20 protein-coding genes and 1 pseudogene are annotated in these 25,261 nt (G+C 65.2%); 7 read left to right on the forward strand and 14 right to left on the reverse strand.

The window, feature by feature from the left end; genetic code table 11:
• Window positions 1–126 precede the first annotated feature (126 nt).
• Together AC0L27_RS05810 and AC0L27_RS05815 are read left to right on the forward strand one after the other, a co-directional pair.
• A complete protein-coding gene (locus AC0L27_RS05810) occupies window positions 127–786 on the forward strand; it encodes an acriflavin resistance protein (RefSeq protein WP_473318099.1) in 660 nt (219 codons plus the stop codon).
• Between the two features lie 70 nt (window positions 787–856).
• Window positions 857–1,699 (forward strand): metallophosphoesterase family protein, encoded by an 843-nt coding sequence (locus AC0L27_RS05815; protein WP_354204087.1) that lies wholly within the window; start codon window positions 857–859, stop codon window positions 1,697–1,699.
• Window positions 1,700–1,715: 16 nt separating this feature from the next.
• Here AC0L27_RS05815 and AC0L27_RS05820 read toward each other — a convergent pair whose 3' ends face one another.
• The 3 genes from AC0L27_RS05820 to guaB all read right to left on the reverse strand — a co-directional run bounded on the left by AC0L27_RS05820 (window position 1,716) and on the right by guaB (window position 4,925).
• Window positions 1,716–2,006 (reverse strand): hypothetical protein, encoded by a 291-nt coding sequence (locus AC0L27_RS05820; RefSeq protein WP_354055370.1) that lies wholly within the window; start codon window positions 2,004–2,006, stop codon window positions 1,716–1,718.
• A 150-nt stretch (window positions 2,007–2,156) separates the two neighbouring features.
• A complete protein-coding gene (locus AC0L27_RS05825; RefSeq protein WP_354204089.1) occupies window positions 2,157–3,179 on the reverse strand; it encodes an NADP-dependent oxidoreductase in 1,023 nt (340 codons plus the stop codon).
• A 255-nt stretch (window positions 3,180–3,434) separates the two neighbouring features.
• Window positions 3,435–4,925 (reverse strand): IMP dehydrogenase, encoded by a 1,491-nt coding sequence (gene guaB / locus AC0L27_RS05830; RefSeq protein WP_354204091.1) that lies wholly within the window; start codon window positions 4,923–4,925, stop codon window positions 3,435–3,437.
• A gap of 388 nt (window positions 4,926–5,313) precedes the next feature.
• On the opposite strand from guaB, the gene AC0L27_RS05835 reads away from it, so the two are divergent.
• Window positions 5,314–6,804: an MFS transporter gene (locus AC0L27_RS05835; protein WP_354204093.1), complete on the forward strand. Its 1,491-nt coding sequence runs from the start codon at window positions 5,314–5,316 to the stop codon at window positions 6,802–6,804.
• A gap of 104 nt (window positions 6,805–6,908) precedes the next feature.
• Here the strand turns inward: AC0L27_RS05835 and AC0L27_RS05840 are convergent, their stop codons facing one another.
• Both AC0L27_RS05840 and AC0L27_RS05845 read right to left on the reverse strand, forming a co-directional pair.
• Window positions 6,909–7,595 (reverse strand): RlmE family RNA methyltransferase, encoded by a 687-nt coding sequence (locus tag AC0L27_RS05840; protein ID WP_007592230.1) that lies wholly within the window; start codon window positions 7,593–7,595, stop codon window positions 6,909–6,911.
• A 1-nt stretch (window position 7,596) separates the two neighbouring features.
• Window positions 7,597–8,664 (reverse strand): Ppx/GppA phosphatase family protein, encoded by a 1,068-nt coding sequence (locus tag AC0L27_RS05845; protein WP_354055378.1) that lies wholly within the window; start codon window positions 8,662–8,664, stop codon window positions 7,597–7,599.
• Between the two features lie 211 nt (window positions 8,665–8,875).
• Between AC0L27_RS05845 and AC0L27_RS05850 the strand changes: the two genes are divergently transcribed.
• Window positions 8,876–11,248 (forward strand): xanthine dehydrogenase family protein molybdopterin-binding subunit, encoded by a 2,373-nt coding sequence (locus AC0L27_RS05850; RefSeq protein ID WP_354204096.1) that lies wholly within the window; start codon window positions 8,876–8,878, stop codon window positions 11,246–11,248.
• Window positions 11,249–11,372: 124 nt separating this feature from the next.
• Here AC0L27_RS05850 and AC0L27_RS05855 read toward each other — a convergent pair whose 3' ends face one another.
• A complete protein-coding gene (locus AC0L27_RS05855) occupies window positions 11,373–12,173 on the reverse strand; it encodes a hypothetical protein (protein ID WP_473318103.1) in 801 nt (266 codons plus the stop codon).
• A gap of 141 nt (window positions 12,174–12,314) precedes the next feature.
• Between AC0L27_RS05855 and AC0L27_RS05860 the strand changes: the two genes are divergently transcribed.
• From AC0L27_RS05860 to AC0L27_RS05870, 3 genes are all read left to right on the forward strand, one after another.
• Entirely contained in the window at window positions 12,315–12,812 is a 498-nt protein-coding gene (locus tag AC0L27_RS05860; protein WP_354204100.1) for a YaiI/YqxD family protein, read from the forward strand.
• A gap of 8 nt (window positions 12,813–12,820) precedes the next feature.
• A complete protein-coding gene (locus AC0L27_RS05865; protein ID WP_354204102.1) occupies window positions 12,821–14,626 on the forward strand; it encodes an ABC-F family ATP-binding cassette domain-containing protein in 1,806 nt (601 codons plus the stop codon).
• A 63-nt stretch (window positions 14,627–14,689) separates the two neighbouring features.
• Window positions 14,690–15,769, forward strand: a complete 1,080-nt coding sequence (locus AC0L27_RS05870) for a D-TA family PLP-dependent enzyme (RefSeq protein WP_354204104.1) — start codon at window positions 14,690–14,692, stop codon at window positions 15,767–15,769.
• A 69-nt stretch (window positions 15,770–15,838) separates the two neighbouring features.
• On the opposite strand, the gene AC0L27_RS05875 is transcribed toward AC0L27_RS05870, so the two are convergent.
• The 8 genes and pseudogenes from AC0L27_RS05875 to AC0L27_RS05910 all read right to left on the reverse strand — a co-directional run bounded on the left by AC0L27_RS05875 (window position 15,839) and on the right by AC0L27_RS05910 (window position 25,216).
• A complete protein-coding gene (locus AC0L27_RS05875) occupies window positions 15,839–17,065 on the reverse strand; it encodes a BaiN/RdsA family NAD(P)/FAD-dependent oxidoreductase (protein ID WP_354204564.1) in 1,227 nt (408 codons plus the stop codon).
• Window positions 17,062–17,979 (reverse strand): SDR family NAD(P)-dependent oxidoreductase, encoded by a 918-nt coding sequence (locus AC0L27_RS05880; RefSeq protein ID WP_354204106.1) that lies wholly within the window; start codon window positions 17,977–17,979, stop codon window positions 17,062–17,064. The genes AC0L27_RS05875 and AC0L27_RS05880 overlap by 4 nt, the downstream gene beginning before the upstream one ends.
• A gap of 291 nt (window positions 17,980–18,270) precedes the next feature.
• The gene (locus AC0L27_RS05885; RefSeq protein WP_354204108.1) at window positions 18,271–18,750 is read right to left on the reverse strand and encodes a MaoC family dehydratase; all 480 of its coding nucleotides are present in this window, start codon (window positions 18,748–18,750) and stop codon (window positions 18,271–18,273) included.
• Window positions 18,751–20,469, reverse strand: coding sequence for an AMP-binding protein (locus tag AC0L27_RS05890; protein WP_354204110.1), 1,719 nt, complete (start codon window positions 20,467–20,469; stop codon window positions 18,751–18,753). It lies immediately after the preceding gene.
• A pseudogene (gene mmsB / locus AC0L27_RS05895) lies at window positions 20,469–21,368 on the reverse strand (3-hydroxyisobutyrate dehydrogenase); the annotation flags it as partial. The gene AC0L27_RS05890 and the pseudogene mmsB, both read right to left, overlap by 1 nt.
• Window positions 21,369–21,389: 21 nt before the next feature.
• A complete protein-coding gene (locus AC0L27_RS05900) occupies window positions 21,390–22,457 on the reverse strand; it encodes an enoyl-CoA hydratase/isomerase family protein (protein WP_354204112.1) in 1,068 nt (355 codons plus the stop codon).
• The gene (locus AC0L27_RS05905; protein ID WP_354204114.1) at window positions 22,454–23,599 is read right to left on the reverse strand and encodes an isobutyryl-CoA dehydrogenase; all 1,146 of its coding nucleotides are present in this window, start codon (window positions 23,597–23,599) and stop codon (window positions 22,454–22,456) included. The genes AC0L27_RS05900 and AC0L27_RS05905 overlap by 4 nt, the downstream gene beginning before the upstream one ends.
• A gap of 120 nt (window positions 23,600–23,719) precedes the next feature.
• Window positions 23,720–25,216 carry a CoA-acylating methylmalonate-semialdehyde dehydrogenase gene (locus tag AC0L27_RS05910; RefSeq protein ID WP_354204116.1) on the reverse strand — a complete coding sequence of 499 codons (1,497 nt, stop codon included), beginning with the start codon at window positions 25,214–25,216 and terminating at the stop codon, window positions 23,720–23,722.
• Window positions 25,217–25,261 lie beyond the last annotated feature (45 nt).

Here is a 25,261-nt window from a genome sequence, read left to right on the forward strand (position 1 = left end):
GCGTCCATTAGCGGTCACCGCTGGTCCTGACAATCAACGAGTTGAACCGGCGTTCCCGATGAGGCGACCAACTGTCGACAGTTAAAGCGATTTTGCCCCTTGGGGCGCGCAAGGCGAGAGACCGCCATGAACACCCTCTTCAGCCAGATCGGCAGCCTGACCGGTGCTTTGACCGAGTCCGCCGACGGCCAGTTCGGCATCCTGATGTCGGCACTGGCCGGCATCGCGACGGCGCTTGCGGTGGCGCTGGCGATGACGGTCTACTTCCGAATGAGCTATCGGACCTGGCGTGATGTCCTCAGGCACGGCCTCGCTGCGCTCGCCGCCCTCGCTCTGTTCGCGTTTGCCGCCTACGACATGCGCCATGCCGCGCTCGCCTATCTCGGCGTCAATCCCTCGAAACCCGCGATCGAGTTCGAGATCCGCATGCCGAGAGAGACCTTGGCGGCCGTGTCCGACACCCAGATCGAGCTGCATACCGACCGCAACCAGACGCTGGCGCTGGTCGACGGCGTGCGGGAGCTCGGTGATGGCCGCTCCGTGCTGCGTGGCGTGGTGGCGCTCAACCATCGCACCGCAGACCGCGTGCTGATCGTGAATCTGCCCGGCAAGGGCACCTTCGAATTCCGCCTCCGCCTGCCGGCCGAGCCGCATCGCTCCGAGCAGTTTGGCACCCAGTTCGGCCCTCAGTTCGGTCCCTGGCACCTCGCCGACCGCATCGCCTCGCCGCTGGCAAGCCCGGTCGCGCCGCAGGACGCCTACACGATCCGCTACCGCGTGCTTTAAACATTGTTCGATCGCGGACCGCGGACGCGCCGTCATCGTTCCGACGTCGGGCGGGGCCTATGATCGATCCATGTCCGAATTTCGCCTGACGCAGATCTCCGACACCCATCTTGGCCGGCGCTTCCCTGGCCTGATCGCCAACTTCCAGGCGCTCAGCGAGCATATCGACACCGATAGGCCCGATCTCGTCGTCAACACCGGCGACGTCTCGTTCGACGGGCCGACCAGCCGCGACGACGTCGAATTCGCCAAGGCCCTGCATGATGCCCTGCCCGTCGCCTGCCGCTACATCCCCGGCAATCACGACATCGGCGACAATCCGACCGCGGTCGGCCCTGCGCCGAAGCCGCCGGTCGCGGAAGCGCATCGCCAGCAATTCCGCAAGATCATCGGCGAGGACCATTGGTCGTTCGAGGCCGCGGGCTGGTGCTTCATCGGCCTCAACTCGCTGGTGATGAACTCAGGGCTCGCCTTCGAGGCCGAGCAGTTCGATTGGCTCGCCTCGGAAGTGTCGCGCACGAACGGCAAGCCGGTCGCGCTGTTCGTACATAAGCCGATATTTCTCAACCTGCCCGACGACCCTGAAACACCGGAGACGTCGATCCGCTACGTGCCGCAGCCGGCCCGCGCGCGGCTGATTGAGATGTTTGCACATGTCGACCTGCGCCTCATCGCCAGCGGTCACGTGCACCAGCGGCGCGACTTCACCTGGCGCCACACCCGCCACGTCTGGGCGCCGTCAGCCGGCTTCAAGATCAACGATGCGCGCCAGGAGCGGATCGCGATAAAGGAGGTCGGGCTCGTGGAGTACCGCTTCCAGCCCGACGGCTTCGAGGTTCGCCACGTCAGGGCCGCGGGCCAGGTCGATATCGATATCGAGGAGCTGCTCGCCCAGATGGGCGGTGCGCACTAGCGCTGCCCATCGCTGCTCAAGCGACGCTCTTGAGATCCTGCTGGATCGCGGCAAGCAAGGACTGCAGAGCGTCGCTGTTCACCGGCTTGGCTCCGGTATTGGCGGGCTGAACATTGGCAGGCCGCGCGGCTTTGACCGGGCGCTTGGGGAATGGCGGCGTGGGTGTGGGCATCGCGGATTGCGCGAACACGTCCTCGGTGTGAACGAACTTGCCATGAATGACGTCGTCGCGACGGCCCATGACAAACATCGTCGCCCAATAACCGGCAGCCAGCAGGATTACGCAGAAAACAACAAGCTCTAACATCATCGCACCTGAAATATGCGCAATGATTCAATGCCTTCGCCTGCCCGTCAATGAATCGACGGTCACACCTGCGGCTTTTACGGGCAGGTGTGGCCGATCGGTCACTCTTTGTTAACGATACCCGGCCCCGAGGGGGCCGAGAGCAGCGGATCAAGCCTTATCCGGCCCGACCCGCACCAGCTGCTTGCCGAAATTGGCCCCCTTCAGAAGCCCCATGAAGGCCTCGGGCGCGCTCTCCAGGCCCTCGGTGACGAACTCCTTGTACTTGACCTTGCCCTCGCGGACCCAGCCGGACATGTCGCGCAGGAAGTCGCCATGGCGTGAGGCGAAGTCGGAGACGATGAAGCCGCGGAAGGTCAGCCGCTTGGTCAGGGTCGCGCGCATCATGCTGGCGGCCCATTTCGGCGGCTTCGCTTCGGTATCGTTGTAGTGGGCGATGAGGCCGCAGACGGGTACGCGCGCAAACGCATTGAGCAGCGGGAACACCGCCTCGAACACCGCGCCACCGACATTCTCGAAATAGACGTCGATGCCTTTCGGGCAGGCGTCCTTCAGCTTCGCCGCCAGATCGGGATCGCGGTGATCGATGCAGGCATCAAAGCCGAGCTCCTTCACGACGTACTCGCATTTGTCCTTGCCGCCGGCGATGCCGACCGCGCGTGCGCCCTTGATCTTCGCGATCTGTCCCACGGCCGAACCGACCGCACCGGAGGCACCGGCGACGACGACGGTCTCGCCCGCTTGCGGCTTGCCGATATCGAGCAGCCCCGTGTAGGCGGTCATGCCGGGCATGCCGAGCACGCCGACGGCCGTCGAGATCGGCGCGAGCTTCGGGTCGATCTTGTTCAGCCCCTTGCCGTCGGAGATCGCGTGCGTCTGCCAGCCCGCGCGAGAGAGCACGATGTCGCCCTTGGCGAAGTTCGGATTGTTGGAGGCTGCGATCTCGCAGACGGTACCGGCTTCCATCACGCCGCCGACGGGTACCGGCGTCGCGTAGGACGGACCGTCGCTCATGCGCCCGCGCATATAGGGATCGAGCGAGAGCCAGATGGTGCGCAGCAGGACTTCACCTGCCGCAGGCGTCGGCACGGCGAATTCCTCGATGCGGAAATCGGACGGCTTTGGCTCGCCGACGGGACGCGCGGCGAGAACGATGCGTTTGCCTTGGGACATGATGGCTTCCTCCTGAGTTTTCTTCGTCGCGAACGGAAGCGGAGCGAGCGGAGCACGTCAATACAAAAGCGACGGAGCGTAGTTGCAGGACAGCGCGGCAAATGGAGTTTAGTACACGCCAACCACGCCCTCGCTGTCATCGCCCGACTTGATCGGGCGATCCAGTATTCCAGAGGCGGTCGTGGTCGAGCCGAGAAGCCGCGGCGTACTGGATGCCCCGGTCAAGCCGGGGCATGACAGCGGAATGTGGAGCGCCTAACCCCCGCCCGGATAGTTCGGCGCCTCGCGCGTGATGGTGACGTCGTGGACGTGGCTTTCGCGCAGGCCCGCTCCGGTGATGCGCACGAACTGCGCCTTGTTGTGCAAGTCCTTCATGTCCTTTGCACCGACATAGCCCATCGCGGCGCGCAGGCCGCCCGCGAGCTGGTGCATGACGTTGCCGACCGGGCCCTTGTAAGGCACCTGGCCTTCGATGCCTTCGGGCACGAGCTTGAGCGTGTCCTTGATGTCCTGCTGGAAGTAGCGGTCGGCCGAGCCGCGCGCCATCGCGCCGACCGAGCCCATGCCGCGATAGGCCTTATAGGAGCGGCCCTGCCACAAGAACACTTCACCGGGCGTCTCGTCGGTGCCGGCGAGCAGCGAGCCGACCATCGCGATGTCGGCACCGGCAGCGAGCGCCTTGGCAAGATCGCCGGAGAACTTGATGCCGCCGTCGGCGATGACGGGGATGTCGGACTTCTTCGCCGCCTCGACCGCATCCATGATCGCGGTGAGCTGCGGCACGCCGACGCCGGCGACGATGCGCGTGGTGCAGATCGAGCCCGGGCCGATGCCGACCTTGATGCAGTCCGCGCCTGCATCGATCAGCGCCTGCGCACCCTCCGAGGTCGCGACGTTGCCGGCAACGACCTGCACGGAATTGGACAGGCGCTTGATGCGGTTGACCGCATGGAGCACGTGACGGGAATGGCCGTGCGCGGTGTCGACCACGACGAGATCGACGCCGGCATCGATCAGCCGCTCGGTGCGCTCGAAGCCGCTATCACCGACCGTGGTGGCGGCGGCGACGCGCAGGCGGCCCTGCGCGTCCTTGCAGGCCAGCGGATGGGCGACCGCCTTCTCCATGTCCTTCACGGTGATCAGGCCGACGCAGCGATATTGCTCGTCGACCACGAGCAGCTTCTCGATGCGGTGCTGATGCAGCATCCGCCGTGCCTCGTCCTGGCTGACATTCTCGCGCACCGTGACGAGACCTTCGTGCGTCATCAGCTCGGAGATTTTTTGCTGGCGGTCGGTGGCGAAGCGGACGTCGCGGTTGGTGAGAATGCCGACCAGCTTGCCCGGCGTGGACTTGCCCGCACCGGTGACGACGGGAATGCCCGAGATGCCGTGATCGCTCATCAGCTTGAGCGCGTCGTCCAGCGTGGCGTCGGGGCTGATGGTGAGCGGGTTCACCACCATGCCCGACTCGTAGCGCTTGACCTGCCGCACCTGGGCGGCCTGCCCTTCCGGATCGAAATTGCGATGGATGACGCCGATGCCGCCGGCCTGCGCCATGGCGATTGCCATGCGGGCTTCAGTGACCGTGTCCATGGCGGAAGCCATGATCGGGATGTTGAGCGGAATGGCGCGGGTGACGCGGGAGCGGATGTCGACCTCGCCCGGCATGACGTCCGACAGGCCCGGCTTCAGCAGCACGTCGTCGAACGTGAGGGCTTCGCGAATGCCTTGTTGCACCGTGGCCATGTGCCAACTCCTTCCGCGGCCCTGCCGCAAATAACTATGGATGAGCGCCGCCCTCGGCGTACCTTGCGGCAACGCCGGAGAATCGGAGCCCATCGGTGGGGTTGACGCGGGTCGATAGCACGGGCGGGCGACGAATCAAAGCAAATCGGACCGCCGGCCAGCCATGCACAGGCTATTTTTGGGCAGGTTCGGCGGCGGCTCGTGCTGGCGGATGGCGTCCACGACCTCCGGTGCCGATAGATCATCGCCATCTCCGGCACGGGACGGGCACCCACCTGGGCTCACGCAGGATTTAGGTGCCATGCGTCGATCCGCAATGGTCGCGGCCCAGCGGCGGTGATAAGCCGCAATTCGCGCCCTTCCTTCCGATTTCCCTTACCAATCCGTCATGGTTGACAAGCAACGCATCATTCCGCTGATCGTGGCCACTGCTCTCTTCATGGAGAACATGGACTCGACGGTGATCGCCACGTCGCTGCCCGCGATCGCGGCCGACATCGGCACCAGCCCACTGACGCTCAAGCTCGCGATCACCTCCTATCTGCTGTCGCTTGCGGTGTTCATCCCGGCGAGCGGCTGGACCGCCGACCGGTTCGGCGCGCGCATGGTGTTTGCGATTGCCGTCGGCGTGTTCATGGTCGGCTCGGTCGGCTGCGCGCTCTCGACATCGGTCACCGACTTCGTGTTCGCGCGCATCCTGCAAGGCATGGGCGGGGCGATGATGACGCCGGTCGGGCGCCTCGTGCTGTTGCGGTCGGTCGACAAGAGCGCGCTGGTCAATGCCATGGCGTGGGTGACGGTCCCTGCCCTGATCGGCCCCGTGATCGGGCCGCCGCTCGGCGGCTTCATCACGACCTATGCGTCATGGCACTGGATCTTCCTGATCAACATCCCGATCGGGTTGCTCGGCATCTTCATGGCCTTGCGCTTCATCGATCCCATCAAGAGCGAGGAACGAGAGCCGTTCGACCTCTACGGCATGGTGCTCGCCGGTCTCGGGCTCGCCGGCATCGCCTTCGGGCTGTCGGTTGCCGGCCTCAATCTGCTGCCATGGAGCACGGTCGCCGCCCTGGTCGTCGGCGGATCGATCTCGATGACGCTGTATGTCCTTCACGCGCGGCGAACGGGGTCGCCGGTGCTGGACTTTACGCTGCTGAGGCTGCCGACCCTGCGCGCGGCCATTCTCGGCGGATTCATGTTCCGGCTCGGCATCGGCGCGCTGCCGTTCCTGTTGCCGCTCCTGATGCAGATCGGCTTCGGCCTCTCGCCCTTCAAGTCCGGCCTCGTCACGTTTGGCTCCTCGCTGGGCGCCATGGGCATGAAGGCGCTGGCCGCACGCATCATCCGCGCTTTCGGCTTCCGCAACCTGATGACGGTGAACGCGATCATCAGTGCGGTCTTCCTCGCCGCATGTGCGCTCTTCACCGTGACGACGCCACTGCTGATCATCATGATCATCCTGGTGGTCGGCGGCTTCTTCCGTTCGCTCGAGTTCACCGCGATCAACACGGTCGCCTATGCCGAGGTCGAGCACGCGCAGATGAGCCGCGCAACCACGCTCGTCAGCGTCAACCAGCAGCTCGCGGTATCAGCCGGCGTCGCGGTCGGCGCCGCGTCCGTGGAGACGACGATGTGGCTCAGCCACGCCAGCGAGCTCAACGCCAGTGTGTTCGCGCCGGCCTTCCTCGTGGTCGCCCTGACCTCGGCGGCATCGAGCTGGTTCTTCTGGCAGATGCCCGCCGATGCCGGCCACGAAGTCTCCGGCCGCAAGGCGGTGGAGATCGCGAGCCGCAAAGGTGCCGGCAAGGGCGCGGAGAAGGCGGCCGTGAAGGCCGCAACCGAGGATACGCAGGACGTGCGGGATCAGCGGCTGGGGTAGCCCAACTCGTCATTGCGAGCGAAGCGAAGCAATCCAGAATCCCTCCGCAGAGACAGTCTGGATTGCTTCGTCGCAAGAGCTCCTCGCAATGACGGAGTTTGTTGCTATTCCGTCGCCCCGCCCCGAAACCCCGTCGCCAGCACGTAGCGCTCCGAGGAATCCGCACGGCTTGCGGCCGGCTTGACGTGACGCACCGTGGCGAAATCGCGCTTGAGCTGGGCGAGCAGCTCGGCGTCGGCCCCGCTCTGGAACGCCTTGGCGAGGAAGGTCCCGCCCGGCTTCAGCACATCGCAGGCGAATGCGGCGGCAGTCTCGATCAGGCCGACGATGCGAAGCTGGTCGGTCTTGCGATGACCGGTGGTATTGGCAGCCATGTCGGACATCACGATGTCGGCGCCGCCGTCGAGCATCGCCTTGAGCTTGTCCGGCGCGTCATTGTCCATGAAGTCGAGCTGTGCGAACTCGACGCCGGCAATCTCGGGGATTTCGAGCAGATCGATCGCGATGACCTTGCCCTTGCCGTCGACCGAGCCGACGCGCTTGGCGGCGATCTGGCTCCAGCCGCCCGGCGCCGCGCCCAGATCGACCACTGCCATGCCGTGCTTGAGCAGCCGGTATTTGTCGTCAATCTCGAGCAGCTTGAAAGCGGCGCGCGAGCGATAGCCCAGCGCCTTCGCCTTCACCACATAGGGATCGTTGAGCTGCCGCTCCAGCCACAGCTTGGACGACAATTTGCGCTTGCCGTGGGTCTTGACCTGGACGTGCAAGCGGCCGGTGGTGTCCTTGGCCATCTCACCAGCTCCTGAGCGCGCCGTCTTCGCGCATCATCTCGACCAGCATGCCTTCACGCAGGCCCCGGTCGGCGACGCGCAGGCGTGGCAGCGGAAAGGCGCGGCGGATCGCGTCGAGGATGGCGCAGCCGGCCAGGACGAGATCGGCGCGCTCGATGCTGATGCAGCTGTTGCCGGCGCGCTCCTCGTAGCTCATGCCGAGCAGCTTGTTGATGGTCGCGGTGACATCGGTATCGTTCATCCAGACGCTGTCGATGCGTCGACGGTCGTAGCGCGCAAGGTTGAGATGGATGCCGGCGAGCGTCGTCACAGTGCCTGACGTGCCGAGCAGATGCATGTCTGCGAGATCGCCGCCATGCTGTTCGGCGAACGGCTTGATGTGGTGGGCGACCTCGCGCTCCATCGCGGCGTAGATCTCCGGTGTCACGTCGCGCCCGCCGAACTGCTCGGCAAGGGTGACCACACCGAACGGAATCGACATCCAGGCTTTGATGCGCGGCTCCGGATTTGCGGCGTCGCGCTCGATCCGCACCAGCTCGGTCGAGCCGCCGCCGATGTCGAACAGGATCGCACCGCGCCCCCTGGGATCGACCAGCGGAGAGCAGCCGAGCACGGCGAGCGCCGCCTCGGTCTCGCGGTCGATCACCTCGAGCTCGATCCCGGTCTCGGCAGCGACGCGGCTGCGAAAGCCTTCGGCGTTCGAGGCGGCGCGGCAGGCTTCGGTGGCGATCAGCCGCAGCCGCCGCGCTTTGCGCAGGTTGATCTTGTCGCGGCAGATGCCGAGCGCCACGATGGCGCGCTCGATCGCGGCCTCGCTGATGCACCCCGTTGCCGAGACGCCCTCGCCGAGCCGGATGATGCGCGAGAAGGAATCGACCACGCGAAACCCGTCGTGGGTCGGACAGGCGATCAGGAGCCTGCAATTGTTGGTGCCGAGGTCGAGCGCCGCGTAGACGCCGGTTCCCGGCGCTTGCGCGCCGACGGCCGGTTCAGTGGCGAACGCCGCCGCCATCGACCCCAGCTCACCGTGCGGCGCAAGGCCGTCGCGGAGCCGCGTGTGGTCATTCATATAAACTGTCTTTCCGCGGCCGGTTGGGCCGATCTGGAATTGCTTTTTCGCCTGAAACATTAGCAGCGCGCCAATCCTGCGCAACAACGCATCACATGGGACCATGCCCATTCGTGCGTTGTCGTGAACGGGCCGGTAGGTTATTTTTGAAGGGTCCGGTCCCCCAGTCGCCTCCCAAACCGCGCAATTGCCGGCTTTTCAGGTCAATTCCATGCAAGAACACACCAAATCCTCCACGCTCGAAAACGCTATTGCACTGCAAAAATATGGCGTCGGGCAGCCGGTCCGCCGCAAGGAGGACGATACCCTGGTGCGCGGCAAGGGCCGCTACACCGACGATTTCAACCTGCCCGGCCAGGCCCATGCCGTGATCGTCCGCTCGACCCATGCCCACGGCGTCATTCGCGGCATCAACATCGACGCCGCCAGGGCGATGCCGGGCGTGCTGGGGGTGTGGACCGGCAAAGACCTCGATGCGGCCGGCTACGGCCCCTTCACCTGCGGCCTGCCGCTGAAGAGCCGCGACGGCTCTCCCCTGCTCCAGACCAACCGCCAGCCGCTCGCAACCGACAAGGTCCGCTTCGTCGGCGATCCCGTCGCCTTCGTGGTGGCGGAGACGCTGGCCCAGGCGCGCGACGCGGCCGAGGCGGTCGAGCTCGATATCGAGCCGCTGCCGGCGGTGACCGACCCCGAGCAAGCCGCAACACCCGGCGCGCCGCAACTCTACGACCACATCCCGAACAATGTCGCGCTCGACTACCACTATGGCGACATCGAGAAGGTCAACGCCGCGTTCGCCAGCGCCGCGCACGTCACCAAGATCGACATCGAGAACACCCGCGTCGCAGTTGTCTCGATGGAGCCGCGCGTGGGGCTCGCCTCCTTCGACAAGAAGACCGAGCGTTACACACTTCAGGTGCCAACGCAGGGAGTGGCGGGTAACCGCGCCAATCTCGCCAAAAACCTGAAAGTGCCGAACGAGAACGTGCGTATTCTCACCGCGAATGTCGGCGGTTCGTTCGGCATGAAGAACATCAACTACCCCGAATACATGTGCATCCTGTACGCGGCCAAGGAATTGGCACGGCCGGTGAAATGGCTGGACGAACGCTCGACCAGCTTTCTCTCCGACAGCCACGGCCGCGCGCAGAGGATCCATGCCGAACTGGCGCTCGACCCCGAGGGCCATTTCCTCGCGGCAAAGCTCGAAGGCTACGGCAATCTCGGCGCCTACATCACCGGCGTTGCGCCCGGCCCGCTTTCGCTCAACACTGGCAAGAATTTTTCCAGCGTCTACCGTACTCCGCTGATGGCGGTGGACATCAAGGTGGTGCTGACCAACACCACGTTGATGGGCGCCTATCGCGGCGCCGGCCGGCCCGAGGCCAACTACTACATGGAACGGCTGATCGACCGCGCCGCCGACGAGATGGGCATCAACCGCCTGACCTTGCGCAAGCGCAACTTCATCAAGCAGAACCAGATGCCGTTCGCCGCGTCCTCCGGCGTCACCTATGACAGCGGCGACTTCCAGGCTGTCTTCAACAAGGCGCTCGAAATCTCCGACCACGAGAATTTTGCCAAGCGCAAGAAGGAGAGCAAGAAGGCCAGCAAGCTGCGTGGCATCGCCGTCGGCTCCTATCTGGAGGTGACCGCACCTCCCGGCGTCGAACTCGGCAAGATCGTGTTCGATCCCGATGGCTCGGTGCAGCTCATCACCGGTACGCTCGATTACGGCCAGGGCCACGCATCCGCATTCGCGCAGGTGCTCTGCCAGCAGCTCGGGGTGCCCTTCGACAGCGTCAAGCTGGTGCAGGGCGATAGCGATATCGTCCACACCGGCAATGGCACCGGCGGCTCGCGCTCGATCACTGCGACCGGCATGGCGATCGTGGGCGCCGCCAAGCTCGTGATCGAAAAGGGCAAGCGCGCCGCAGCGCACATGCTGGAGGCATCCGAAGCCGACATCGAATTCGAAGGCGGCAGTTTCACGATCGCCGGCACCGACCGCAGCATCGACATCATGGAGCTCGCCAAGCGCCTGCACGACGGCAAGGCGCCGGAGGGCGTGCCCGACAGCCTCGACGTCGATCACACCAGCGAACCGGTGCCGTCGGCCTTCCCGAACGGCTGCCATGTCGCCGAGGTCGAGATCGACCCTGAGACCGGCGTCGTGCAGATCGTGCGCTACAGCGCGGTCAATGATTTCGGCACGGTGATCAATCCGCTGCTGGTCGCGGGCCAACTCCATGGCGGCGTCGTCCAGGGCATCGGCCAGGCTCTCATGGAGCACGTTCGCTACGACGAGAGCGGCCAGCCGATCACGGGCTCGCTGATGGACTACGCTCTGCCGCGCGCCGAGGACGTTCCGAACATGACGGTCGGCGACCACCCGGTACCGGCCACGACCAATCCGCTCGGCAGCAAGGGCTGCGGCGAAGCCGGCTGCGCCGGCAGCCTGTCGACGGTCGTGAACGCGGTGATCGACGCGCTCTCCGACTATGGCATCAAGCACATCGACATGCCGCTGACGCCGGAACGTGTGTGGCGCGCGATCCAGGATGCGAAGGGGAAAGCGGCGTAAGTCACGCTCTCTCCTTCGTCATGGCCGGGCTTGACCCGGCCATCCACGCCGTGAGGCATCAAGAACGTGGCTGCCCGGGACAAGCCCGGGCATGACGGTGTTGTGGCGATGTGCCTTTTCGCGCCTACGCCGCCGCCTGCTCGCGCGGCTGGTAGATCGCGGTGTGCTGGCAGTGCGCCAGCGGTGTCGTGCCGTTGGCGACCACCAGCGCATCGAGCTCGACGAAGCGGTGGCCCTTCTTCTCGTAGTTCGCAGTGACTTTTGCCCGCGCGGCGATCTCGTCACCGGCGCGTGCGGCTGACAGCAATTGCATGCGGGTGCCGACATGGATCCACGGACCGAGGATCGTGTTGTCCACCAGCACGCGGTTCATGACGCGCTGGATCAGGCCGGGGTGGCCGAGCCCCTCGCGCGCGAAGATCGGATCGGTCTCCCTGACATCAGCGAGATAATCGGCTGTATCCTGGCCGGCCCAGCGGCGCGGCGTCGTGCCGAACCACTTGCCAGTCTCGAATGTTGCCGGGCTGACTGGTTTGCGCTCTGCAATCGCGGGGACCTCGACATAGTCGCTCAACGACACCGCAGCCGCAGTCGCCGGCAGCGACGCCGTCCCCGTCGCACAGAGCTCGGTGCGGCTGAACACCTCGATCGTGAGCAGGCCGTTGTGCTCGGTCGCATCGATATCCGCGGTCTCGCCGTCATAGACCGGCTTGATGAAACGCGCCTCGATCAGCCCGCGCGACAGGAAATCGCGGCCCCAGCGCGCCACCGGCACATGCATCATGTAGGCGAATACGTCGACGCCGGGGACCAGCCCGCCGGAGAACCCGAAGCGGCGCGCCACATTGTCGTCATGCATCTTGTTTTCGGATTGCTTGGCCGTGTTGTAGGCCTCGACGCGATAGGTTTCGAGTCGGTTCGGCATGGCTTGGCTTTCCCCAATTTCTTGTTGTTTCGGGCCGATCGTAGGCCCTGCGGAACCGGGGTCAATCCCCTCGCCTTTGCGGCCCGAATGGGGTACCACGCGGCTGCTGCGGAACCGCTTCGTAAGCCCCATCTACGGACCATGACGAACCCTCAAAACACCATCCGCATTTATGTCGACGCCGACGCCTGTCCGGTGAAGGACGAGATCTATCGCGTCGCCGGCAGGCACGGCCTGCCCGTGAGCGTGGTCGCGGGCAACTTCATCCGCGTGCCCCAGGATCCGCTGATCGAGCGGGTCGCCGCGGGTGCCGGCATGGACGCAGCCGATGACTGGATCGCGGAACGCGCCGGGCCCGGCGATATCGTCATTACCTCGGATATTCCGCTCGCGAGCCGCTGCGTGAAGGCCGGCGCCGATGTGATCGCGTCCAACGGCAAGGCGTTCACCGAGGAATCGATCGGGATGACGCTTGCGGTCCGCAACCTGATGACCGATTTGCGCTCGGCCGGCGAAGTCACCGGCGGTCCGAAATCGTATTCACCGCGCGACCGCTCGACGTTTCTGTCGACGCTCGACCAGACCATCCGCCGCATCCAGCGCCGCCGCGCCGATCAGGCCGCAACAAGACAGGACTGAGACACCGCATGGCGCCACCGCTGATTCAACTGCGCGATATCAAGCTGACCTTTGGCGGCACGCCGCTCCTGGCGAACGTCGAACTGTCGGTTTCGACCGGCGAGCGCGTCTGCCTGATCGGCCGCAACGGTTCCGGCAAATCGACGCTGCTCAAGATCGCCGCCGGACTGGTCGAACCGGATGGCGGCAGCCGTTTCGTGCAGCCCGGCGCCACCATCCGTTACCTGCCGCAGGAGCCGGATTTTTCCGGTTTCTCCACTACGCTTGCCTATGTCGAGGCCGGCCTCAATGCCGGCGACGACCATTATCAGGCGCGCTATCTGGTCGAGCAGCTCGGTCTCAGCGGCGAAGAAGATCCGGCGCATGTCTCCGGCGGCGAAGCGCGCCGCGCCGCGCTGGCGCGCGTGCTGGCGCCCTCGCCCGATATCCTGCTGCTGGACGAGCCGACCAACCATCTGGATCTTCCGACCATCGAATGGCTGGAGGGCGAACTGGAGAGCCGCCGCTGCGCGCTGGTGATCATCAGCCACGATCGGCGCTTCCTGGGCAATCTCTCGCGCAGCACCGCCTGGCTCGACCGCGGGCAGATCCGGCAGATCGACCGCGGCTTCAGTGCCTTCGAGGCCTGGCGCGACGAGGTGCTCGCGGAGGAAGAGCGCGACCAGCACAAGCTCGACCGCAAGATCGTCAACGAAGAGCACTGGTTGCGCTACGGCGTCTCGGGCCGCCGCAAGCGCAACGTCAAGCGGCTCGGCAATCTCCACGCGCTGCGCGACCAGCGCCGCACCCATCGCGGCGCGACGGGCAACGCCAATCTCGCGGCTGCCGAAGCCGACAAATCCGGCAAGCTCGTCATCGAGGCCAAGAATATCAGCCGGTCCTATGGCGAGCGAAAGATCGTCGACGGCTTCTCGATCCGCGTCCAGCGCGGCGATCGCATCGGCATCGTCGGCCCGAACGGCGCCGGCAAGACCACGCTGATCGAGATGCTGACCGGCGGCAGCGCACCGGACAGCGGCAGCATACGGCTCGGCGCCAACATCGAGATGGCGACGCTCGATCAGCATCGTGAAAGTCTCGATCCCAAGTCGACGCTGGCCGAGGCGCTCACCGGCGGCCGCGGCGATCATGTCATGGTCGGCGGCAAGCCGAAGCATGTCGTCAGCTACATGAAGGACTTCCTGTTCGCCCAGGAACAGATGCGCACGCCGCTGGAGGTGCTGTCGGGCGGTGAGCGCGGCCGGCTGATGCTGGCACGCGCGCTGGCAAAACCCTCCAACCTCCTGGTGCTGGACGAACCGACCAACGACCTCGACCTGGAGACCCTCGACGTCCTCGAGGAAATGCTCAGCGACTACGAGGGCACCGTGATTCTGATCAGCCACGATCGCGATTTTCTCGACCGCGTGGTGACATCGGTGATCGTGCCCGAGGGCAACGGACGCTGGCTCGAATATGCCGGCGGCTATACCGACATGCTGGCCCAGCGCGGCGCCGACGTGAAGCGCGCGTCAGCGAAGGCCGTCGAAGAGACGAGAGAGCAGCGGTCCGTCGCGCCGTCCGGCGTCGCGAGACGACGGCTGACCTTCAACGAGCAACACGCGCTGGAGACGCTGCCCAAGACCATTGCCAAGCTGCAGGCCGAGATCGCCAAGCAGCAGCGCTTCCTTGACGACCCCGATCTCTTCCGCAAGGATCGCAAGCGCTTCGATCAGGCCTCCGACGCCCTGACGAAGGCGCAAAAGGAATTGGCCGAGGCCGAGGACAAATGGCTGGAGCTCGAAGTGCGGCGCGAAGAGATTGAACAGGCCTAGCGCGCATTCGCAAAAGTGGGCACCGCTTTTGCAAACGGAATGCGCGCCAACTCAGAGACTTCCATGACAACGACCCTTGCCGCCAAGATCGCCCGCGAATACGGCACGCCCTGCGCCGTCATCGACATGGACAAGGTCGAGCGCAACATCGCGCGGATCCAGAAGGCTTGCGACGACGCCGGGATCGCCAACCGTCCTCATATCAAGACGCACAAGAACCCGACGATCGCCAAGATGCAGATCGCGGCCGGCGCCAAGGGCATCACCTGCCAGAAGCTCGGTGAAGCCGAGATCATGGCCAATGCCGGTGTCGACGACATTCTGATCAGCTACAATCTGCTCGGCGATGAGAAGATGGCGCGCTTAGGGGCGCTGCAGGCAAAGGCCAACATGACGGTCGCCGCAGACAATTCGACCGTCGTTGCCGGCCTGCCCAAGGCTGCCGCCGCCTCAGGCCGACCGCTGTCGGTCGTGGTCGAATGCGATACCGGCCGCAAGCGCGCCGGCGTCGAGACCCCCGCCGAGGCAATCGCGTTGGCGCAGGAGATTGCTGCATCCAAGGGGCTCGAGTTCGCCGGCTTCATGATGTATCCGACCGAGACTGGGTGGGCGGACGCGCAAAAATTCTATGACGAAGCTCTGGCCGGCGTGCGCGCGCACGGGCTCGATGCAAAAATCGTCTCGACCGGCGGCACGCCGAACCTGAAGAATATCGGCAAGCTCAAGGGCGGCACCGAGCATCGCTTCGGCACCTACATCTATAACGACCGCATGCAGGTCGCCGCCGGCTCCGCCACCTGGGACGATTGCGCGCTGCACATCTATTCGACCGTGGTCAGCCGCGCCGCGCCCGAGCGCGGCATCCTCGACGCCGGCTCGAAGACGCTGACGACGGACACCGGCGGCCTCGACGGCCACGGCCTGATCCTGGAGCACCCCGAAGCCAAGATCGCACGCTTTGCCGAGGAGCACGGCTTCCTCGACCTCTCCCGCAGCAACACCCGGCCTAACGTCGGCGACGTTGTCCGCATCGTGCCCAATCATGTCTGCGTCGTCGTCAACATGATGGACGAAGTCGTGATGGTGCGCGGCGAGGAGATCATCGGCACGCTGCCGGTGGCGGCACGGGGAAAGCTGCGGTAGGGCTCCGTGGGATGAGTAGAGCGCAGCGAAACCCATCGACCCTACCCGAATGATGGGTTTCGCTGCGCTCTACCCATACTCCAGGGCGAGCCGTCGCAACACACCCCTGCCAGCCGCAGCCCCCGTCGCAAACGAAGCCTGGAGCAAATAGCCGCCGGTCGGCGCCTCCCAGTCCAGCATCTCACCGGCTGCGAACACGCCCGGCAGCTTGCGGATCATGAAGGCGGTGTCGAGCTCGTCGAACGAAATCCCGCCGGCGCTGGAGATCGCGCGCGCGATCGGCGCCACGCCCATGAGCTTGACCGGCACGGCGTTGATGAGCTCCGCCAATTGTTCAGCCGAGATTGCCGACAACGAGTGGCCAGCACCGATGGCGGCTTCCTGCAACAGCCCGCCCGCGACCGGAGACAGCTGCGCAGCCTTGCGCAGGAAGTTGGAGAATGATTGCTTGCCGCGCGGGACGGATAGGCGCTTGACGAGTTCGCCATGATCGACATCCGGGCGCAAGGCGATTTGCAGGACCGCTTCGCCGTTCGCCACGATGGCGTCGCGCAGTTCGGCCGACAACGCATAGATCGCCCCGCCCTCGATCCCGGTGCTTGTGATCATGGCCTCACCGCGCGCGCGGTGCGGACCGAAGGACAGCGTGATGCCCTTGAGCGGCTGGCCTTCGAAGCGCGTGCGGAAGATTTCGGACCATGTGACAGTGAAGCCGCAGTTCGCCGGCCGCAGCGGCGAGATCGCAACGCCTTTGTCCGCCAGGATCGTCGTCCAGCCGCCGTCGGAGCCCAGCCGCGGCCAGCTTGCGCCACCGAGTGCCAGCACCGTGGCGTTCGCGGCGATGGCGGCGCCGCTGCCGGGTGCGCCAAAGACCAGTCGTCCGTCCCCGTCCCAGCCGATCCAGCGCTGGCGAAAGGCAAAGCGCACGCCGGCGGCATCGAGGCGTCGCAGCCAGGCGCGCAGCAAGGGCGATGCCTTGAACGCTTTCGGAAACACACGCCCGCTGGAGCCGACAAAGGTCGGCTCGCCCAGCGCCTCGCTCCAGGCGCGCAGCGCGTCAGGCGGAAAGGCGTCGATCGCCGCTGTTAGCTTCGGCGCCTCCTCACGATAGCGCGCCAAAAACTGCGGCAGCGGTTCGCTGTGGGTGAGATTGAGCCCGCCGCGGCCGGCCATCAGGAATTTGCGGCCGGCGGACGGCATCGCGTCGTAGACGGTGACGCGAGCACCGCCCTGCACGAGCACTTCGGCCGCCATCAGACCGGCAGGGCCGGCGCCGATGACGGCGACGGCTGTCAGAGTTTAACTCCGGCACGCGCCGCCGCCTGCGCCACATACTTCTGCGTCTGCTCGAAAGCCCCCTGCAGCGCCTTCGCCTTCGACATGTCGCTGATCTCGGCGAAATGCGCCGCGACCGCGTCCGGGGTCCACTCGGACTCCGGCAGGTTGATGCCTTCGCTTTCGACGATCTTGATCACCGCGAACGAGCCGGCGCCAGCGCCCATGATGGTGCGGGTCGGCGCGTCCTCGCTCAGCATGTACTCGACCGCGGGCGTGATCGCGTTCGGCTTCATCAACTGCAGCGCCTGCGGCGGCAGCAGCTCTTCCGTCATGCGGGTCGCCGCCGTCGGCGAGATGATGTTGACGCGGATGTCGGACTTGCGACCCTCTTCCGCCAGCACGTTCATCAGGCCGACCATGCCGGATTTGGCCGCTCCATAATTGGCCTGGCCGAAATTGCCGTAGAGGCCGGAGGACGACGTCGTCAGCACGATGCGGCCGTAGTTGCGATCGCGCATGCCGGCCCAGGCGGCCTTGCAGCAATAGAAGGTGCCGACGAGATGCACGTCGAGCACCTTCTGGAAATCGGCCGCTTCCATCTTGCCGAACGACTTGTCGCGCAAAATGCCGGCATTGGCACACAAGAGGTCCACGCTGCCCCACTCCTTGGTGGCGCGCTCGACCATCGCGGTGACTTGCTCGAAATTGGAGACGTCGGCGCCGTCGGCCATCGCGGTGCCGCCGGCCTTGCGGATCTCCTCGACGACGGTCTCCGCAGGCGACAGCGAGCCGCCAGTGCCGTCGCGCGCGCCGCCGAAATCGTTGACCACGACTTTGGCGCCGCGGCTGGCCAATCCCAGCGCATGCGCCTTGCCGAGACCATTGCCCGCGCCGGTGACGATGGCGACGCGCCCGTCGAACCTGATTGCCATTGTGCTTCCCTGTGCTGTCTTCCCTTCTCCCCTTGCGGGAGAAGGTGGCATAGGCGGCCAACGGCCGCCGTTCCTAGTTAAAACGCCAACGCGTAGCGTTGGCTACGGCGCCGGATGAGGGGTCTGTCTCGGCAGATGAGCGTGTGGAGAGATACCCCTCACCCGGCTTCATCTCGCTCCGCTCGATTTCGCCACCCTCTCCCGCAAGGGGAGAGGGTGCACCGAGCGCGATTTGGACAACTTTTGAGCAGCGATGGGCTGCCGGGTCAAGCCCGGCAGCGACGGCCCCAATCAGGCGAAATAGATCAACCCCAGCCAGTCCGCGACCAGCGCGGGCTTGTCCTCGCCTTCGATCTCCACGGTGACGTTGGTGCGCGACTGCAATTCATTCGGCTTGCGCAGCTTGGCTTCCGCCAGCACGAAACGGCCGCGGACGCGTTTTCCGGATCGTACCGGCGAGATGAAACGCAGCTTGTCGAAACCGTAATTGACGCCCATCGTGGTGCCCGCGATGACGGGCATCACCTCGTAGGACATGATCGACAGCAGCGACATCGTCAGGAAACCGTGCGCGATGGTGGAACCGAACGCCGTCTCCTTCTTCGCACGCTCCGGGTCGACGTGAATGAACTGGTGATCCTCGATCACGTCGGCATAGGTGTCGATGCGGGGCTGATCGACCAGGTGCCACGACGACACCCCGATCTCCTTGCCGACCATGGCTTGATAGGCCTGAAGCGTAATCGGCGGCTTCTTCCAGACTTCGTTCACTTAGGTCTCACTCCGTGTTTTCGGCAGCTCCGGAAAATCCTCTTCGCGGAATTCCCGGCCGCGCAGAGGATCGTTGCGGTCGTCGTCGCGCTCGAGACGTCTGAGCTGGACGCGGCGGATCTTTCCCGAGATCGTCTTCGGCAGCTCCGTGACGATCTCGAGGCGACGGATGCGCTTGAACGGCGCAAGGCGCGTGTGCAGATGCCTGAAGATGGAGAGCGCAGTTTCCGGCGAGCGCTCCGCGCCGGATGTCAGCAGCACAAAAGCCTTGGGAATCGCGAGCCGGATCGGATCCGGGCTCGGCACCACGGCGGCTTCTGCGACGAGCTCGTGCTCGAGCAACACGCTCTCGAGCTCGAACGGGCTGATGCGGTAGTCGGAGGATTTGAACACGTCGTCGGAGCGGCCGACGAAGGTGAGATAGCCATCGTCGTCCTCGAACACGACGTCGCCGCTGCGATAAAGCTCGCCTTCGGCGCCGGACAGCCCTCCGCTGTCGCCCTGATAGCCCTGCATCAGGCCCGCGGGGCGGTTTTCGCCGAGCACCAGAGCCACCTCGCCCTCCTTGGCCGGATGACCATCGGCGTCACTGACCTGCACGCGATAGCCCGGCAGCGGCCGGCCCATCGAGCCGACCTTGATCTTTTGACCAGGCGAGTTGCCGGCGAGCGCCGTCGTTTCGGTCTGGCCGTACCCGTCGCGGATGGTGAGGCCCCAGGCGGCCTGCACCTGGTCGATCACCTCAGGATTGAGCGGCTCGCCGGCGCCGCAGACCTCGCGCAAGGCCACCTTGAACGACGCCAAGTTCTCCTGGATGAACAGCCGCCACACCGTCGGCGGCGCGCACAGCGTAGTGACGCCGCAGCGGCCGATGGTGGCAAGCAGCCCCTTGGCGTCGAAGCGCGGCTGATTGGCCACAAAGACGGTTGCGCCCGCGTTCCACGGCGCGAAGAAGCAGCTCCATGCATGCTTGGCCCAGCCGGGCGAAGAGATATTGAGATGCACGTCGCCGGGCTTCAACCCGATCCAGTACATGGTCGAGAGATGGCCGACGGGGTAACTGCGCTGGCTGTGCCGCACCAGCTTTGGCTTTGCGGTCGTGCCCGAGGTGAAATAGAGCAGCATGGGGTCATCGGCGTTGGTCGGGCCGTCGGCTGCAAAGCTCTCCGCCGCCTCTGCCGCGTCATCATAGGAAAGCCAGCCATCGGAGGCCTCGCCCGCGACGATGCGGACGATATTGTCGGCGCCAAGACTTGCGAACTTCGCAACCTGGTCCTGCGCTGCGACCACCGCCTTTGCCTTGCCGCGATCGAGCCGATCACGCAGCTCGTCGGCGGTGAGCAGCGTCGTCGCGGGAATCACGACCACGCCAAGCTTGATCGCGGCCAGCATTGTCTCCCATAGCGGAACGACGTTGCCGAGCAGCAGCAGGAGATGATCGCCGCGCCTCAAGCCCTGCGCGCGGAGGAAATTCGCGACCTGGTTGGAGCGGCGCGACAGGGCCCCGAACGAGAGCTTGGTCTGCCGGTCCTGCGCCGCATCGACGATCCAGAGCGCAGGACGATCCTTGCTGTCCGCATTCGCCGCCAGCTCGGCGTCGAACCAGTCGAGTGCCCAGTTGAAGGGAACCGGATCCGGCCAGCGGAAGCCGTTGACGGCTGTCTCGTAGTCCGTGCGGTTGTGAAGCAGAAACGCGCGCGCTTCCTGAAATGTCGTCATCAGGCTTTCCCGGCTAGACTCCTAACGTGCTTGATAATTCCGGAAAAATCCACCCCGCCCTGGCCGGCTGCGTCGAATGACTGATAGATCTCCTGCGCATGCTTGCCGAGCGGCGTTGCCGCGCCGGCGGCCTTGGCGGCGTCCTGCGCCAGCGTCAGATCCTTCACCATCAGCGCCGAAGCAAAGCCCGGCTTGTAGTCGTTGTTGGCGGGCGAGGTCGGCACCGGCCCGGGCACCGGGCAATAGGTCGTCAGCGACCAGCACTGGCCCGACGAGGTCGAGGCGACGTCGAACAGCGCCTGATGCGAGAGCCCGAGCTTCTCAGCCAACGCGAACGCCTCGCTCACCGCGATCATGGAAATGCCGAGGATCATGTTGTTGCAGATTTTTGCCGCCTGGCCCGCGCCGGCACCGCCGCAATGCACGATCTTCTTGCCCATGTTCTCCAGCACAGGCTTTGCCGCTGCAAACGCGTTGTCCTCGCCGCCGCACATGAAAGTGAGCGTCGCACCCTTGGCGCCGCCGGTGCCGCCGGAGACCGGCGCGTCGACCGAACGAACCCCGTGCTCGGCCGCCAGCGCATGCGCCTGCCGCGCGCTCTCGACGTCGATGGTGGAGGAGTCGATGATCAACGCGCCCTTGGTCATGACAGGGACGACCTCGCCCCACACACCGAGCACATGCTTGCCGGCCGGCAGCATGGTGACGACCGCGTCGGCGCCTTTCACGGCGGCCGCAGCGCTCTCGGCGATGCCGGCACCGTCGGCCTTGGCCTGGTTGCGGGAGGCCTCGGCGAGGTCGAAAGCGACGACCTTGTGGCCGGCCTTGACCAGATTGGCGGCCATGGGCCCGCCCATGTTGCCGAGACCGATGAATGCGATCGTGGCCATCTTAATTTCCTCCGCTGAACGTTTCGTTGATTAGTTGAACTTCAATTCGTCGGCGCCGATCTCGGCGAGATAGTGCGCAAGCATGTCCGGCGTGACGTCCTCGACCCGCGACGGCGACCAGGTCGGATTGCGATCCTTGTCGATCACGGCGGCGCGCACGCCTTCGCGAAAGTCGTCGCTGCGGAAGACTTCCAGCGCAGCGCGATATTCGCGCACCAGGCATTCTTCCAGGCTCGACGCGGTGCGCGCGAGCCGCAGCAGCTTGAGCGTCACCACCATGCCGCGCGGCGATTTTTCGTTGAGCGTCTTCAATGTCGCCAGCGCGAACTCGGAACCGTCGCGCCTGAGCGCGGCGACGATGTCTTCCATGCGGTCGAAGCCGAACAATGCGTCGATCGCCGGCTCCTTTGCGGCGACCGGCCCGGCGGTCTCCCCGGTCGCAAAACCGTTGATGAGCTTGCTGACATCGGCCGCGGTGACGCCCTGGCGAACCTTGGTCAGCGCGTCGCGCAACTCGGGGCATTTGGCTGCCGTGACCACCGCGTCTGCAAACCTGGCGTGGATCGCATCGGGGCCGTTCATGGTCTGGCCGGTCAGGCCGAAATAAGTGCCGATCTCGCCCGGCGCGCGTGACAACAGCCAGGTGCCGCCGACGTCAGGGAAGAAACCGAGCCCGACCTCAGGCATCGCGAGCCTGGTGCGATCGGTCACGATTCGATGGCTCGCATGCGCCGAGAGTCCGACGCCGCCGCCCATCACGATGCCGTCCATGAAGGCGACATAGGGTTTTGGGAATTTCTTGATCCGGGCGTTGAGGATGTACTCTTCCCGCCAGAGTATCTTGCCGAGGTCGCCGTCGACCTTCGAGTTCTCCCAGAGCGCGCGGATGTCGCCGCCGGCGCACAGGCCGCGCTCGCCTGCACCTTCCAGCACGATCACGGCAACGGCTGGATCGGCCTCAAAAAGGTCGAGCGCCTTGTCGATGTCGCGAAACATCTCGAGCGTCACGGCGTTGATGGCCTTCGGACGGTTGAGCCTGACAATGCCGGCCGAGCCCTCGACCCGTGCGACGAGGTCGCCCTCCTCCGTTCCACTCATCGGGCGCCCTCGATCAATTTGCGCGCCACGATCAGCCGCATGATTTCATTGGTGCCTTCGAGAATCTGGTGCACGCGCAAATCGCGCACGATCTTCTCGATGCCGTATTCGCTGAGATAGCCGTAGCCGCCATGAAGCTGGAGCGCCTGGTTGGCAACCTCGAAGCCGGCATCGGTGCCAAAACGCTTGGCCATCGCACAGAGCATGGTGGCGTCGGGATCCTTGCGGTCCAGCGCGGCTGCTGCGCGCCACAGGAAGGTGCGCGCGGCCTCGAGCTCGATCGCCATGTCGGCGAGGCGGAACTGCAGCGCCTGGAATTCGTCCAGACGCTTGCCGAAGGCTTTGCGCTCTTTCATGTAGGCGCGCGCCTTGTCGAGCGCGGTCTGCGCGCCGCCGAGCGAGCATGCCGTAATGTTCAGGCGGCCGCCGTCGAGACCGGCCATCGCGATCTTGAAGCCGACGCCCTCCTCGTTCAAGCGATTGGCGACCGGAACGCGGACGTTTTCGAAGATCACGGCGCGGGTCGGCTGCGCGTTCCAGCCCATCTTGCGCTCGTTCGCGCCGAATGAGACGCCCGGGGTCTTGCCATGGATCACGAGGGTGGAGATGCCGCCGGGACCGTCGCCGCCAGTGCGCACCATCGCGACCAGCAGATCGGTCCCGCCGGCGCCGGAGATGAACTGCTTCTGGCCGTTGAGGACGTAATGATCGCCGTCGCGCACGGCACGGGTGCGGAGCGCCGCCGCATCCGAGCCGGCGCCGGGCTCGGTCAGGCAGTAGCTCGCGATCAGCTCCATGGTGCAGAGCTTGGGCAGCCATTTGTGGCGTTGGGTATCGCTGCCGTAGGCATCGATCATCCAGGACGCCATGTTGTGGATGGAGATGAAGGCCGAGGTGGTCGGACAACCCGTCGCCAGCGCCTCGAAGATCAGCGCGGCATCGAACCGCGTCATGGCGGAGCCGCCGACATCCTCGCGGATGTAGATGCCGCCCATGCCGAGCGTGGCGGCCTCGCGCATGACCTCGACGGGAAAATGTTTCTCCTCGTCCCAGCGCAGCGCGTGCGGCGCGATCTTCTCCGCCGCAAACGCCAACGCCATGTCGCGAACCGCGATCTGATCCTCGTTCAGAGCGAACTGCATGATGGGCTGCTCACTGTTCTCGTCATTGCGAGGAGCGAAGCGACGAAGCAAATCCAGTGTGTCCGAGGAGAAAGTCTGGATTGCTTCGCTACGCTCGCAATGACGGGCTGGGCTACAGCCTTACTTCATCAGCGGGATCGAGAACTCCGCGCCTTCCTTGACGCCGGACGGCCAGCGCGAGGTCACCGTTTTGGTTTTGGTGTAGAAGCGCACCGAATCCGGGCCGTGCTGGTTGAGATCGCCGAAACCGGATTTCTTCCAGCCGCCGAAGGTGTAATAGGCGATCGGCACCGGGATCGGCACGTTGATGCCGACCATGCCGACATTGACCTTGGCCGCGAAGTCGCGCGCAGCATCGCCGTCGCGGGTGAAGATCGCAACGCCGTTGCCGTAATCATGCTCCGACGGCAGCGCCAGCGCTTCCTTGTAATCGTGCGCGCGCACGACCGAGAGCACGGGGCCAAAAATCTCTTCCTTGTAGATCCGCATGTCCTTGGTGACGTTGTCGAACAGCGAACCGCCGAGATAGAAGCCGTTTTCGTAGCCCTGCATCTTGAAGCCGCGGCCGTCGACGGCGAGCGTCGCGCCTTCCTTGATGCCGATGTCGATATAGCCTTTGACCTTCTCGACCGCCTCGCGCGTCACCAGCGGACCGTAATCGGCGGACGGATCGATCGAGGTGCCGATCTTGAGCGACTCGACGCGCGGGACCAGCTTTTCCATTAGGCGGTCGGCAGTGGACTTGCCGACGGGAACGGCGACCGAAACCGCCATGCAGCGTTCGCCGGCCGAACCGTAGCCGGCGCCGATCAGTGCGTCGACCGCCTGGTCCATGTCGGCGTCTGGCATGATGATGGCGTGGTTCTTGGCGCCGCCAAAACACTGGCAGCGCTTGCCGGTCTGGGCTGCGCGCTCGTAGATATATTGCGCGATCGGCGTGGAGCCGACGAAGCCGACGGCCTTGATATCGGGATCGTCGAGGATGGCGTCGACCGCTTCCTTGTCACCGTTGACGACATTGAGGATGCCGGCGGGCAGGCCCGCCTCGATCATCAGCTCGGCAAGCATCATCGGCACGCCGGGATCGCGCTCCGACGGCTTCAGGATGAAGGCGTTGCCGCAGGCAATTGCGGGAGCGAATTTCCACATCGGGATCATCGCCGGGAAATTGAACGGCGTGATGCCGGCGACGACGCCGAGCGCCTGACGCATGGAATAGATGTCGATGCCGGGGCCGGCGCCTTCGGTGTATTCGCCCTTCATCAGATGCGGAATGCCGCAGGCGAATTCCGCGACTTCGAGGCCGCGCTGGATGTCGCCCTTGGCGTCCGGGACGGTCTTGCCGTGCTCGCGGGCGAGCAGTTCGGCGACCTTGTCGTAGTCGCGCTGCACCAGTTCGACGAACTTCATCATGACGCGGGCGCGGCGCTGCGGGTTGGTCGCAGCCCATTCCGGCTGCGCGGCGCGGGCGTTCTCCACGGCGGCGCGGACCTCGGCCTTGGACGCCAGCGCCACCTTGGCCTGGACGTCACCGGTCATCGGCTCGAATACGTCGGCGGTGCGGCCCGAGGTGCCCTTGACCTCCTTGCCACCAATGAAATGTCCGACTGAACGCATGGAATGGTCTCCTTGAGGCGAGCTTGAACGCTTTGACAAATCCTA

Source organism: Bradyrhizobium sp. Ken51 (assembly GCF_055807435.1).

Bases quoted from the DNA above. Each gene is read 5' to 3' on its own strand.
- AC0L27_RS05810 (WP_473318099.1), top strand. From the start codon at position 127: ATGAACACCCTCTTCAGCCAGATCGGCAGCCTGACCGGTGCTTTGACC.
- AC0L27_RS05815 (WP_354204087.1), top strand. From the start codon at position 857: ATGTCCGAATTTCGCCTGACGCAGATCTCCGACACCCATCTTGGCCGG.
- AC0L27_RS05820 (WP_354055370.1), bottom strand. From the start codon at position 2,006: ATGTTAGAGCTTGTTGTTTTCTGCGTAATCCTGCTGGCTGCCGGTTAT.
- AC0L27_RS05825 (WP_354204089.1), bottom strand. From the start codon at position 3,179: ATGTCCCAAGGCAAACGCATCGTTCTCGCCGCGCGTCCCGTCGGCGAG.
- guaB (WP_354204091.1), bottom strand. From the start codon at position 4,925: ATGGCCACGGTGCAACAAGGCATTCGCGAAGCCCTCACGTTCGACGAC.
- AC0L27_RS05835 (WP_354204093.1), top strand. From the start codon at position 5,314: ATGGTTGACAAGCAACGCATCATTCCGCTGATCGTGGCCACTGCTCTC.
- AC0L27_RS05840 (WP_007592230.1), bottom strand. From the start codon at position 7,595: ATGGCCAAGGACACCACCGGCCGCTTGCACGTCCAGGTCAAGACCCAC.
- AC0L27_RS05845 (WP_354055378.1), bottom strand. From the start codon at position 8,664: ATGAATGACCACACGCGGCTCCGCGACGGCCTTGCGCCGCACGGTGAG.
- AC0L27_RS05850 (WP_354204096.1), top strand. From the start codon at position 8,876: ATGCAAGAACACACCAAATCCTCCACGCTCGAAAACGCTATTGCACTG.
- AC0L27_RS05855 (WP_473318103.1), bottom strand. From the start codon at position 12,173: ATGCCGAACCGACTCGAAACCTATCGCGTCGAGGCCTACAACACGGCC.
- AC0L27_RS05860 (WP_354204100.1), top strand. From the start codon at position 12,315: ATGACGAACCCTCAAAACACCATCCGCATTTATGTCGACGCCGACGCC.
- AC0L27_RS05865 (WP_354204102.1), top strand. From the start codon at position 12,821: ATGGCGCCACCGCTGATTCAACTGCGCGATATCAAGCTGACCTTTGGC.
- AC0L27_RS05870 (WP_354204104.1), top strand. From the start codon at position 14,690: ATGACAACGACCCTTGCCGCCAAGATCGCCCGCGAATACGGCACGCCC.
- AC0L27_RS05880 (WP_354204106.1), bottom strand. From the start codon at position 17,979: ATGGCAATCAGGTTCGACGGGCGCGTCGCCATCGTCACCGGCGCGGGC.
- AC0L27_RS05890 (WP_354204110.1), bottom strand. From the start codon at position 20,469: ATGACGACATTTCAGGAAGCGCGCGCGTTTCTGCTTCACAACCGCACG.
- AC0L27_RS05900 (WP_354204112.1), bottom strand. From the start codon at position 22,457: ATGAGTGGAACGGAGGAGGGCGACCTCGTCGCACGGGTCGAGGGCTCG.
- AC0L27_RS05905 (WP_354204114.1), bottom strand. From the start codon at position 23,599: ATGCAGTTCGCTCTGAACGAGGATCAGATCGCGGTTCGCGACATGGCG.
- AC0L27_RS05910 (WP_354204116.1), bottom strand. From the start codon at position 25,216: ATGCGTTCAGTCGGACATTTCATTGGTGGCAAGGAGGTCAAGGGCACC.